Source organism: Ochrobactrum sp. PL_is501, assembly GCF_055816895.1.
On sequence record NZ_JBVPGR010000036.1, the window covers coordinates 489,026 to 502,333 of the forward strand.

Annotated in this window: 5 protein-coding genes; all 5 read right to left on the reverse strand. The window is 61.2% G+C overall.

What is annotated here, in order from left to right:
• Window positions 1-70: 70 nt before the first annotated feature.
• The 5 genes from AC0TOF_RS15670 to AC0TOF_RS15690 all read right to left on the reverse strand — a co-directional run bounded on the left by AC0TOF_RS15670 (window position 71) and on the right by AC0TOF_RS15690 (window position 13,030).
• On the reverse strand, window positions 71-8,737 hold the full coding sequence (locus tag AC0TOF_RS15670; protein ID WP_473768938.1) for a glycoside hydrolase family 94 protein: 8,667 nt from the start codon (window positions 8,735-8,737) through the stop codon (window positions 71-73).
• 407 nt (window positions 8,738-9,144) lie between these two features.
• Window positions 9,145-10,197 (reverse strand): sulfate/molybdate ABC transporter ATP-binding protein, encoded by a 1,053-nt coding sequence (locus AC0TOF_RS15675; protein ID WP_473768939.1) that lies wholly within the window; start codon window positions 10,195-10,197, stop codon window positions 9,145-9,147.
• Window positions 10,198-10,243: 46 nt separating this feature from the next.
• A complete protein-coding gene (gene cysW / locus AC0TOF_RS15680) occupies window positions 10,244-11,128 on the reverse strand; it encodes a sulfate ABC transporter permease subunit CysW (protein ID WP_122003020.1) in 885 nt (294 codons plus the stop codon).
• Window positions 11,112-11,978, reverse strand: coding sequence for a sulfate ABC transporter permease subunit CysT (gene cysT / locus AC0TOF_RS15685; RefSeq protein WP_473768940.1), 867 nt, complete (start codon window positions 11,976-11,978; stop codon window positions 11,112-11,114). The genes cysW and cysT overlap by 17 nt, the downstream gene beginning before the upstream one ends.
• A gap of 23 nt (window positions 11,979-12,001) precedes the next feature.
• A complete protein-coding gene (locus AC0TOF_RS15690; RefSeq protein ID WP_473768941.1) occupies window positions 12,002-13,030 on the reverse strand; it encodes a sulfate ABC transporter substrate-binding protein in 1,029 nt (342 codons plus the stop codon).
• Window positions 13,031-13,308 lie beyond the last annotated feature (278 nt).

A 13,308-nucleotide genomic window follows, 5' to 3' on the forward strand; every position in this document is an offset into this window, starting at 1 on the left:
TATGCTTCAACCAAACCAAATGCTTGGCAGCAAAAAGAAAGGCGGGTTTTCACCCGCCTTTCTAATCGGTTCACTTCTGTTTGGGAAGCTCCACGATGATTTCGTGTTCGCCGTCCGGCTTGATGGGCACACCCTCTTCCGGCTTGCCGACCTTGCGGCCATTGAGCTTGATCACCTTATCCTTCCCACCGGCCACGACCTTGACGCGGTAGAGGGCTTCGCCGAAGCGGAGTTCCGCTTCATAGCCGTCCCATTCCGGCGGCAAGGCCGGATCAAGATGCAGGCGGTCACCGCGCTTGGTGACGCCGAGGATGCCTTCCGTCGCCACGCGATAGAACCAGCCGGCCGAGCCGGTGTACCAGGTCCAGCCGCCCTGTCCGCGACGCGGCTCGACGGAATAGATGTCGGCTGCAATCACATAAGGCTCGACGCGGTAGATATCCGGGTTGCGGCCATGGCTGACCGGGCTGATGAGCGAGAACAGCTTCCATGCTTCCGCCGTCTTGCCCATGCGGGCGAGCGCCAGAATGGCCCAGGTCGCACCGTGGGTATACTGTCCGCCATTCTCGCGGACGCCGGGCGGATAGCCCTTGATGTAACCCGGCTCCTGCACGGTTCTGTCGAAAGGCGGCGTGAAGAGGCGCAGCAATTCGCCCTCCTCATCCAGCAGGTACTTTTCGAGCGAGGCCATGGCCTGCTCGGCGCGCTTCGGATCGGCAACGCCCGACAGCACACTCCATGACTGGGCGATTGCATCGATCTGGCACTCGTCGCTGTCCTTCGAGCCAAGCGGCGCGCCGTTGTCGTAGAAGCCGCGGCGATACCATTCACCGTCCCAGCCGTCGCGGTCGAGCGCCGCCGTCAGGCTTTCCAGATGGGCTTTCCAGATGTCGACGCGTTTCTTGTCCTTGCGCGCTTCGGCAATCGGAATGAATCTGCCGAGCGTATAGGCGAGGAACCAGCCGAGCCACACGCTCTCGCCCTCGCCCTTCACGCCGACCAGATTCATGCCGTCGTTCCAGTCGCCGCCAAGGATCAGCGGCAGGCCGTGCTTGCCGGTCCGCGTCACCGCGAGATCAAGCGCCAGGGCGCAATGCTCGTAGAGGCTTGCCGTGTCCTTTGAGATTTCGGGCTCATAGAAGGCGTCGTGTTCACCCTCCTCAAGCTTGCGTCCTTCGAGGAACGGCAGCTTTTCGTCGAGGATGGCGCGGTCGCCCGTCGTCTCGACATAGAGCGACGTACCATAGCCGAGCCAGACGACATCGTCCGAGATCAGCGTGCGGACGCCTGCGCCCGTGGCAGGCAACCACCAATGCTGGACATCGCCTTCCGGGAACTGGCGCGATGCGGCATTGAGGATCTGCGCGCGGGCAAGCGTCGGATCGATGAGCAGCAGCGACAGCGTGTCCTGCAACTGGTCGCGGAAGCCGAACGCACCGCTTGCCTGATAGAAGGCGGCACGCGCCCAGATACGGCAGGCAATCGCCTGATAAGGCAGCCAACCATTGACCAGAAGGTCGAAAGCCGGATCGGGTGTTTTCACCTGAACGCGGTCGAACAGGCCTTCCCACTGTTGCCTTGCAGCGGCAAGCCTGTCGCTGAACGAAACCTTGCGGGTCTCGGCGATCAGCGTCTTTGCCTGCTTCTGGTCCGCGGCATTGCCGAGCAGGAAGACGACCTCACGTGCTTCGCCGGGGCCGACTTCAATATCGAGGGCAAGCGCCGCACAAGGGTCGCGGCCTGCTTCGACCGTGCCCGAAAGCGCCTTGCCAGCCAGCACGACCTCGGGCCTGTCCACCGAACCGGTGGTACCGATGAACTCGCTGCGGTCGGCGGTGACGGATTGTGGCTTCTCGGTTGCCGTAAAGAAGGCGATCTGCCCGGACTTGTCGGGATGATACGGATTGCCTGCAAAGAGCGCACCCAGTTCCTCGTCCTGCGACGGCACGATGAAAGGCACGTTCTTGGCGCGGGCATTGCCCAGCACCCATTCCACATAACCATAGACGCGCAGCTTGCGCTTGGAGCGCCCCTTGTTGGTGATGGTCAGGCGCGAGAGACGCACCGGCTTGTCCGTATCCACGATGTGGGTCAGGTCTAGCGCCAGTTCGCCATGCTGTGCCCCGAAGCTCGAATAGCCGTGGCCATGGCGCGCTTCGTAAGTCACCGCCTCGTCGCGCAACACGCTTGCGGTTGGCGCAAAGGTGCGGCCCGTTTCACGGTCGAGGATATAGATCGCCTCGCCCGGACGGTTCGTGACCGGATCGTTCGCCCATGGGGTGAGCTGATAATCGCGGCTGTTGCCTGCCCAGGTGAAGGCCGAACCTTCCGCCGAGACATGGAAGCCGAAATTCGGATTGGCAATCACATTGATCCACGGATGCGGCGTGGTGGTGCGATTGTTGATGCGCACCACATAAGAGCCATCCTCGGCAAAGCCGCCATAGCCGTTCCAGAAGCGGAGATCGTCACCGGACGGAGCCGGACGGTTCACCGCAGGCTTGACCACAGGACGGCGTTCTTCCGTCCCACGCTCGATGGCGACAGGCGCGAGACCGGCAGCGCCCAGTCCCTGAGCGGACATCTGTGCCGAAGCCTGACCGCCAATCGCGGTCTTGGCGTCGCGCGCAGCCAGATCGACAATGATTTCCTCGCTGCGGCGCAACTGCTCGGCCAGCGAGCCGTTCTGTGCGTGCATGACGATACGCGCCGAAGCCAGCAGCGTGTTGTAGCTTTCGTCGCTCATCTGGTCGCGGCGCACCGCGAAGATGTGCGGCTGGCCACCGCCACGGGCGCGGAACCCTTCGACGATCCAATCGATGGCGCGCTGTGTATCCTGCGCATAGGAGAAAGCACGCTCGTTGACCGCAACGACATCGACGGTCAGGCCCTTCGAGCGCCAGTATTCCTGCGCGCGCAGCACACCTCGCAACACGTCGAGATCGGCTTCGTTGTCGATGCGCAGCGCGAAGATCGGATAATCGCCCGAAATCGACATCGGCCAGAGGTCCGACTGCTTGCCAAGGCCGCTGGCGATGGTTTCCGGCGGCTGGCGCAATGTCCGCTCCGGATAAAGCAGATAGGCGGCGACCTTCTGGTAATCGGCAGCTTCCGCCGGCTTGATGCCAATATGATAGAGCTGCACCTGCGAACTGGTCCACGACAGGGAATATTCGCGGGCGAAGGTTTCCGGATGGCGATGCAGCGCCACGGCGTGTTCCACCGCATCGCGGCTGCCGCCTGCGAAGGTCCAGAAAACGAGGCTCACCTTTTTATGCGCCGGAACGCGGACGCGCGTGCGCACCGAAGCAATCGGGTCGAGCACGCAGCCCTGACTGCCGGTGAACTTGGCGCCCGGATCGAAGGCAGCCGCATCGCGCAGGCTGCGGCCGCGCCCGACAAAGGCACGGCGGTCGGTTTCGACTTCCGTCTCGCGGATCGAGCCGGAAAGATCGGTCACGAAATGCGCGACATGAATATCGGGGTCGGACGGCCCGCGCTTGCGGCGCTTGGCATAGATGGTCGAACCGTTATCGGAGATTTCGGTTTCCACGAACATCTTGGCAAAGGCCGGATGGGCGGCATCGCTGTCGCTGTCGGTCAGCACCAGTTCCGCATAGGAAGTGACCTCGATCATGCGGTCGCGGGCCGACGTGTTGATGATGTCGAGCCTGCGGCCCTCACCATCGGATTCCGACGACACGATCACTTCCATGACGGTCTTGATATCACCGGCGGTCTTGTAGAACTCCGCCTTGTCCTCGGTGAAGACTGTCTTGGTTTCCTCTTCCGGGTTGCGGACCGGCTCGCCGGTTGCCGACCACCAGTAGCCGCTTTCCATGTCGCGCAGGAACAGGAACGTACCCTGAAGGTCTTCCGACGCATCGGCGTGGAAACGGGTGATGTCCCAATTGTGCCAGCGGCTGTAGCCCGAGCCATTGGCCGTCACCATCAGCGCATATTGCCCGTTCGACATCATATGCGTGGTGCGCGGCGCCTTAAACGGCTTGTCGACGATCCGCATCGGCGCGTCGTCGAAACCGCCGGAATCCACCCGCATCGGGTTTTCCGTCTTGGCGTAGATCATCGGGATTTCGCGCGGCGCCTTTTCCTGCAGCAGCAGTTCGGCAGCCTCGATCACCGGATCGGAGTGGAAGCGTTCGCGCATCCGGCCTTCGAAGATCACGTTATTGACCGCGATGATCGACATGCCATGATGGTGGGCATAGTAGTTCTTCACGACCGCACAGGTTTCACCTTCGCGGACACGCGACGGGGTGAAGTCCACCGAATCGTGGAAGCCGTAGCGTCCAAGCGCACCGAGCTTGGCAAGGCGCTTGAGGTTGGCGACGGCTGCGGCAGGCTGATATTGCGCGGCAAGCAGGCTCGCATAGGGCGCGATGACGGCGTTGCGCGACAGGCCGCGCTGCAGGCCGAGGTTCGGGACGCCGAAATTCGAATACTGGTAGTTCATATGCGCGTCGCGCGCATTGAACGCCGCTTCCGAAATACCCCATGGCAGGCCGCGCGAGGTCGCATAGTCGATCTGGCGCTGCACCACAAGCTTGTTGGTCTGGTCGAGCAGAGAACCGAGCGGCTCGGACATGACCAGCGGCGGCATCAGATATTCGAACATCGAGCCGGACCAGGAGAGCAGAGCGCCCTTCCAGCCCACCGGCACCAGAAGACGGCCAAGCTTGAACCAATGCTCGACCGGCACGTCGCCCTTGGCGATGGCAAACAGGCTCGCCAGGCGCGCTTCCGATGCGAGAAGATCGTAGCAGCTTTCGTCCAGTTCGTTTTCCTGCACGCGGAAACCGATGGAAAGCAGGCGGCGTTCTTTCCGTTCCAGGAAGCCGAACTGCATGTCGAATGCCAACTGGCGCGAACGGGTCGCGAGATCGCGCAGGCGCTCCCGCAGCGCGTCCGTGTCGTGTTCGCCGATGGAATCGTCCGTATGCGCCTTGCAGGTATCGACCAGAATGCGCGCCCATTCCACGGCTTCGGCGCTTGCCGGGGTTTCAATCTCGCCGTCGAGTTCATCCATCAGCCGGACGATGTCGGTCGCGAAAAGCGACAGGTTGATGGTGCGGAAGGACGCCGTTTCCGGCTCGTCCTTGATGGACAGCACGGCGCGGCGGAAATTGGCGATCCGCTCTTCCAGGCGGCGGCGCAGAGGACGCAGAATCCGGCGGTCGTCCGGGATTTTCGCGATTGTCTCTTCAAGGATGTCGTTGACATCGAGAATGCCGTCGAGGTCGCCCTGCATATAGACGGACGGCGCTTCCGCCCATTCTTCCATGGCCGAGGAGAGCGTGACCAGATGGCCGGCAAGGTTGCCGCTATCCACCGCCGAGACATAAAGCGGACGCATCGGCGTCAGCGTGTTGGTCTCGTACCAGTTATAGAGATGGCCCTGATATTTCTCCATCTTCTCGAGCGTCGCGACCGTCGCCTCGACGCGATCCAGCGTTTCGCCGAAGCCGATCCAACCGAAATCGCGGGCCGCAACAACCGACAGGAGATAGACACCGATATTGGTCGGCGATGTGCGCTGCGCGACAATCGGCGCCGGGTCTTCCTGGAAATTGTCCGGCGGCAGATGGTTGTTTTCCTCGTTGGCGAAATCGGCAAAATAACGCCAGGTCCGGCGCGCATAGCGGCGCAGGTCGGACTTGTCGGAAGAAAGCACTTCCAGCGTGTCCTGCGGCTTGGCCGACCGGCTGACCAGCCAGGCGATCAGCGGCGAGGCAAACCAGATGACGGCGAAAGGTGCCGCGATCAGCGCGGCGTGGCTTTCAGCGGCAAGCGGGACGAAGATCGCCAGTCCCGCAATGGCCATGGCGGGCCACATGAGCTGGAAATAGAACAACAGCGTATCGGGCGAGGTTCTCGCCTGCGCCGCCGTGCGCCATTCCAGAAGATTGCGGTGCGAGACGAACAGGCGATAGACGGTGCGCGCAATGGCGTCCGCCATCAGGAACGCCGAATGGGCGATGAAGGTGGTGCGCAGCGCCACATCCGCCGTGCCGAGCGCAATGTCGGTCAGCACCGACTGCGCGTGGCCTTTCAGCGAATAGTCCATGTTACGCGGAATGAGATTGGTGACAATCCCGAAGGTGGGCGCCACGAACATGGAAAGGATGAGGAAGCCCTGCCAGACGGCAGCGGGCCCGATTGGCAGCACGCTCCAGCCGACAACGGCTGCAATCAGCCACAGGATCGGATTGAGCGAGCGGCGCAGATTGTCGACCATCTTCCAGCGCGTGATGGCGCTGACACCGGCATTGGTGGAGAAAAGCCACGGCAGAAGCTGCCAGTCGCCACGCGCCCAGCGATGGTGGCGCGACACGTCGACATTATAGCCGGTCGGATAATCCTCGACCACCTCGACGTCGCTGACGAGCGCCGCGCGGGCATAGCCGCCTTCGAGAAGGTCGTGGCTGAGCAGCGTGTTTTCCGGCACGCGGCCCTTCAGCGCGGCCTCGAAAGCATCGATGTCGTAAAGGCCCTTGCCGGTGAAGGTGCCTTCGCCGAGCAGGTCCTGATAGGTGTCGGATACGGCAAAGACGTAAGGATCGATACCGCGATTGACCGAGAAGACGCGCTGCAGGAACGACGCCTCGTCGCCGGTGGTGAGCGAAGGCGTGACGCGCGGCTGGAGAATGCCGTAGCCGCGGATGACCTTGCCGGTCTTTTCGTCGATGATCGGGCGGTTCAGCGGATGGCTGAGCTTGCCGGCCAGATGCGTGACGGATTCCGGCGTCAGACGCGTATCGGCGTCCAGCGTCATCACATATTTGATTTCCTTCGGCAGGCGCTCGTCGGCGGGGAAGAAGCTGGTATCCTGATCGCCGCGCAACAGCAGGTTCAGCTCATGCAGCTTGCCGCGCTTGCGCTCCCAGCCCATCCAGCAATTCTGCTTCTCGTTGAACAGGCGGCGGCGATGCAGAAGGAAAAAGCGCGGCTGGTCGTCGCCCGTATAGTGCTCGTTGAGCTTGGCGATTTCCTCTCGCGCATATTCGTAGATTTCCATATCCGCAGGCGTGATCTCGTGCTTCGCATCGGTCCAGTCGCTGACCAGTGCGAAATAGATTTCACCACGCGGATTGGTGAGATAGTGCACTTCGAGATTGCGGATCTGCTCGTCGATGGAATCACGCGAGGTGATGAAGGTCGGCACCGCGACCAGCGTGCGCGCCTCTTCCGGCAGGCCTTCCTTATATTCAAAACCGATGAGCCGTGTCGGTTGCACGAACCACGGCACCAGCGCATTGAACAGCGAATAGGACGCATCCATCGCCGGGAAGAGCGCCAGCAGCGTGAACAGCGTGCGCAGATCGGTCGAAAGACCGGCGCGGATCATGCAGTAATTGACGAGAGTGAGAATCAGGATCGTGAAGATCGCCGTGGGAATGAACAGGCCCCAGAGGCCAAGACCGCGATAGAAACGCAGCGCCTTGACGCCGAAAGGCGCGTGATAGCCGCAGACTTTTTCCAATTCCCTGCGGCCTTCGCCGGAGAGGTAATAGGCGATGGCGCCCTTGCCTTCGGCTTCAGGGTGCCCGGCCTTTTCGGCGCGGTGGCCGTCCTCGGCCAGCTTGAGCGCCGCCCATGTGATATCGATTTCGCTCATATCCGAATAGCGGGCGAGCTTTTCGATGGTGACGCGATAGGCGTTGCGGGAGCGGAAATCCAGAAGCTCGAAATCGCTGTGGTCGCGCAGGATCGCATCGACCTCGTTGACGGTTTCGAACCAGGTTTCCCAGTCCACGTCGTCAATGGACTTGAGCGAACGGATCACGTTGCCCATCGTCACGCCGCCGGTGGACTGGCGGGCATGTTCCTCGACGATGGCGTCTTCGGGGTTGCTGCCTTCCTGTTCCAGTATCCGTTCCAGCCAGCTTGCAGCAGCCGTTGTGTCGGTGGAGGCGGAGCGCAGGCGATAAAGAAGGTGGGTCGCGAAGGTGCTGTCGCGGGCGGCATCGGCATATTGCGCCAGGACCGAATCCAGCTCAGTGCCATCGGCTGCAACCACAATGCGGTCGGCGGCGGTATTGGCGAGATTGCGCATGATGCGCGCGCGGTCGACGCGCAGCGCCAGACGCCGCGCATTCTCGATCAGGAAATAGCGCACCGCGGAAGGCAGCGCCCACAATTCACCGATCTTGAGCGGCTCGACGGTCTGGAAACCCTTGACGATGGCCGTCAGCGTCTTCAGCGAAAAATTGCTGTCCGTATGGGCGACATAGAGCCAGGCCAGCGCGAAAATGCGCGGCATGCCTTCATAGTGCCCGGTCGCAGCCTTGTAGAGCGGCAATTGGCGGATGAAGCGGCGCGGCAGGTCGCGGCGGGCCTGCTGCACGTTCTTGTCGATCTGGTAATGGTTGTCGAGCAGCCATTGCGCGGCTGGCGTGATGGTTTCGCCCGCGCGCGACGCCGCATCGGAAGCGCGATAGGCGTGCAGGATCAGCTTGCCGTTTTCAGACAGGCGCTGATCGAACGGGAAGGCAATATAGCCCGGCAGCGGAATGTCTTCACCCCGCGCCACGGCAGCGGCAAGCGCGCCAAGTTCTTCCTCGGTCTTGTATAAGGCCCGGATGGGAGATGGCTGCTCGGGCGGAATCCCGACCGACGCACGATGTTCGCTGGATTCGGGTTCCATCGAAGGTTTCTGCATCGGCGATTTATTCTCGGTAGAGGTTGATCTGGAGAGCGAAGAAGACAATTCCGGCATCTGCCTTAACAGCCTTTCCGAAGGAAATGAGTTATCTGCGGCGGGTGGATACTGACATTAGTCCGAATTTTCATTTCAGGGAAACGGCAGTATCCGTGATCGGTTCCCTGAATGTCGAGCGCATTTGGCCAAAATGCGACGGCGCAATGTGCTGATATTCAAACCGTTTAAATCGCAACGCACAATTCTTTCCGCCCATTAATTTTGCGTTATGAAATTCCCCATTCACTGCAACCCTAACATATTGAAAATAAAAATAATACTACCGCAGGTAACGCCTTGCAAAATTTCAGCGCCGCAAGGCTCGTGCTCGCCGATAGAAAGCCGATAGAGAAAAGCCCGGCAGATGCGCGGGAATCACCGCGTGTCTGCCGGGCCTTGCGTTTCGGTTCACCGGAAAGTGACGATCAGGAACCGGTGTTCTCCGCCGGAAAAAGCTTCCAGTAACGCGGGCGAAAAGCGATGCGGCTCTTTTCCGCGGCTGGATGTTCGGCTGGAATTTCGATCTCGACCCGCTCGCGTGCGCCGCCGACTTCCAGTTCGACGCGCCGCTTGCCGCCCGAACGGCGGCTTGCCACCACCGTGCCAGCGATGCAGCCGCCGCAACCGTCCAGCAATTCGACATCGTGCGGACGGAAGAAGAGCTGCGCATCCCCGTCCGCCACGCCCTCAGCGGTCAGGCCGATATTGCGGTCCACCAGCCAGACCTCACCCTTTTCAACCCGCACCGGAAGCGTGCTCGATTCGCCGATAAAGCCGTAGACGCCGGGGGAATTCGGATTGTCATAGACTTCGTCCGGTGTGCCGACCTGCTCGATACGACCCTGGCTCATCACCACCACGCGGTCGGCAAGCTCCAGCGCCTCGTCCTGATCATGGGTCACGAAAACGGTGGTGTGGCCGGTCTTGTCGTGGATCTCGCGCAGCCAGCGGCGCAGTTCCTTGCGCACCAGCGCATCGAGCGCGCCGAACGGTTCGTCGAGAAGCAGGACTTTCGGTTCGATGGCCATGGCGCGGGCGAGCGCCACGCGCTGGCGCTGGCCGCCGGAAAGCTGAGCCGGATAGCGCTTTTCCAGCCCCTGCAACTGCACGAGATCGAGCAGCTCCAGCGCGCGGCTGCGAATGGCCTCACTCGACGGGCGCGTCGCGCTCGGGCGAACCTTGAGGCCGAAGCCGATATTGTCCGCAACCGTCATATGGCGAAACAGCGCATAATGCTGGAAGACGAAACCGACATTGCGTTCCTGCACGCTCTTCTGCGATGCGTCCTCGTCACCGAAAAAGATGGTGCCTTCAGTCGGGGTTTCCAGCCCGGCAATGAGGCGCAAAAGCGTAGTCTTGCCTGAGCCGGAAGGCCCGAGCAAAGCGATCAGCTCGCCGGAACGAATATCCAGCGAGACATTATGCAACGCCGGGAAGCGAGCGAACTCCTTACGCACACCGGCAACACGAACTTCCATTCCCAATCCTTTCCCCTGCCGCCATGCGGCCATGCTTCTTCAAATGTTAGTGCCCGTTGCCGCTACCGGCCAGTTCATCGCCATAGCGCAATTCCAGCGCCGTCTTGATGGCGAGCGTCAGCAGCGCCAGAAATGCCAGGAGCGACGCCACCGCGAATGCGCCGACGAAATTATATTCGTTGTAGAGAATTTCCACATGCAGCGGCATCGTATTGGTGAGGCCGCGAATATGTCCAGAGACGACGGAAACGGCCCCGAATTCGCCCATTGCACGCGCATTGCAGAGCAGAACCCCGTAGAGCAGCCCCCATTTGATGTTGGGCAGCGTCACATAGCGGAAGGTCTGCCAGCCATTGGCGCCGAGCGAAATCGCCGCCTCCTCGTCGCCGGTTCCCTGCTCCTGCATCAGCGGGATCAGTTCACGCGCAACGAAGGGAAATGTGACGAACACAGTTGCCAGCACAATGCCCGGAACGGCGAACAATATCTCGATCCCATGCCGCGACAGCCACGGACCGAGCAGGCTGTGACTTGAGAACAGCAGCACGAAAACAAGGCCGGAAATGACCGGCGACACGGAAAAAGGCAGGTCGATCAGCGTCGTCAGCAACGCCTTGCCCTTGAATTCGAACTTGGCGATAGCCCACGCCGCCGCAATGCCGAACACCAGATTGAGCGGCACGGCAATGGCTGTAACCAGGAGGGTCAGCTTTATCGCAGCCCAGGCGTCCGGCTCGACCAGCGCCGCCAGATATTCACCCGCGCCCTTGCGGAAGGCTTCCACGAAGACCGCGATGACCGGCAGGATGAGGAAAAGCGCCAGAAAAGCCAGCGCCAGAGCGATCAACGTGATGCGCGTCGGCAGACTTTCGGTGACGGCGCTTCGGCCTTCGCGGGAGGAGGAAGCGGCAGGTTCATTCGCCATGACCATATTTCCTCCGTGTCCACGACTGGATGAGATTGATGAAAAGCAGCATGGCGAAGGAAAGCGCCAGCATCACCGTGGCAAGTGCTGTCGCCCCGGCATAATCATATTCCTCAAGCTTGATGACGATCAGAAGCGGCGCGATTTCCGAGACATAGGGCGTGTTGCCCGCGATGAAGATGACCGAGCCATATTCGCCGACGCCGCGCGCGAAGGCGAGCGCGAAGCCGGTAAGGATCGCCGGTTGCAGGCTTGGCAGCAGCACCCGCCAGATCGTCTGGAAGCGCGAAGCGCCAAGCGTTGCCGCTACCTCTTCGACCTCGCGGCTGATTTCCTCCATGATCGGCTGCACCGTGCGCACCACGAAGGGCAGGCCGATGAAGATCAGCGCGATAACGATGCCCACCCGCGAGAACGCAACCCGGATGCCCAAGGGTGCCAGCAGGCTGCCGACCCAGCCATTCGGCGCGTAGATCGCGGCAAGCGCGATACCGGCCACCGCCGTTGGCAGCGCGAACGGAATATCGACGATGGCATCGACAAAGCGGCGGCCCGGAAAGCGATAGCGCACCAGAACCCAGGCGAGGATGACGCCGAAGACGACATTGACCAGCGCCGCGATGAAGGCGGTGCCGAAGCTCGTTTCAAGGGCTTTCAATGTGCGCTCGTCGGTGATGAGACGCCAGAAGCCGAAAAGGCCGACTTCGGAGGAACGCAGCACCAATGCCGCAAGCGGAATGAGTATGAGAAGGGTCAGATAGGCAACACTGAAGCCGAACGTCAGCCCGAAACCGGGAATGACGCTCGGCCTTCGAAAGTGCGACCCTGCTCTGGCCCGTGCAGGGAGCGAAGTCATGCGCTGGTTTGTTCCCTCTTTATTTATTTGCCGGGCTTGTAGAGCTGGTCGAAGGTTCCTCCATCGCCGAAATGATAGGGCTGCGCCTTGGCCCACCCGCCGAAAATGGGATCATCGATCGTCACCAGCGTCAAGTCGGGAAACTTGCGCTGTTTGTCGGCGGGAATAACATCAGGCTTGGACGGACGGTAGAAGTGCTTGGCGGCAAGGGCCTGTCCTTCCGGCGAATAAAGATATTCGAGATAGGCCTGCGCCAGCTTGGTGGTGCCGTTTTCCTCGGCATTCTTGTCCACGACCGCGACCGGCGGCTCGGCCAGGATCGACTGCGGCGGAACGACGATGTCGAAGGCGTCCTCGCCAAATTCCGCGACCGAAAGATAGGCTTCGTTTTCCCAGGCAAGCAGCACATCGCCCAGCTGACGCTGCACGAAAGTGGTCGTCGCGCCGCGCGCGCCAGTGTCGAGGACAGGCACATGACGGAACAGCTCGCCGATGTAATCCTTGATCTTCTGCTCGTCGCCGCCGTATTGCTTATGGGCCCAGGCCCATGCGGCGAGGTAGTTCCAGCGCGCGCCGCCGGACGTCTTCGGGTTCGGCGTGATGACCTCGACGCCATCCTTCACCAGATCGCCCCAATCCTTGATGCCCTTGGGATTGCCCTTGCGCACGAGGAAAACGATGGTGGAGGTATAGGGGGCGGAATTGTTGGGCAGGCGCTTGCGCCAGTCCTTGTCGATCTTGCCCGACAGCGCGGCAATGGCGTCGATATCGCTTTCGAGCGCCAGCGTGACCACATCGGCCTTGATGCCGTCGATCACCGAACGAGCCTGCTTGCCCGACCCGCCATGGGAGGCGCGAATGGTGACGGTTTCGCCGGTTTCCGCCTTCCAGTGGGCGGCAAAGGCGGCGTTGTAATCCTTGTAGAGTTCACGCGTCGGATCATAGGACACGTTGAGAAGCGCCTGGTCGGCAAAGCTTTGCCCGACCGTTCCGGCCAGCGAAACGGCTGCTACCAATGCCGCCAGAGTGAGCGAAAATCTCGATATCTTCATGACCGCCTCCATGTTTCATTGGTCAAGACAGTATCAGAGCTCTTTGACGACAGGATGCCACAAGCCGGTCGTTATTTGAAACGACTTCGAAAAATCCGCGCAGTTTTAAGGAGATTTCGAGGATAATTTTTTCACCGGCAGGTCGAAACATACCGGCGATAGCGTCATTCACTCACATTCACCCACGGGGCCAGCATGCGCGATGCCCCAAATGGGTGAGGCCCGAACTGGGGTTGCGGGGGGCAAGTATTGGTCCGGGCCTCTGCCGGTCTGACGAC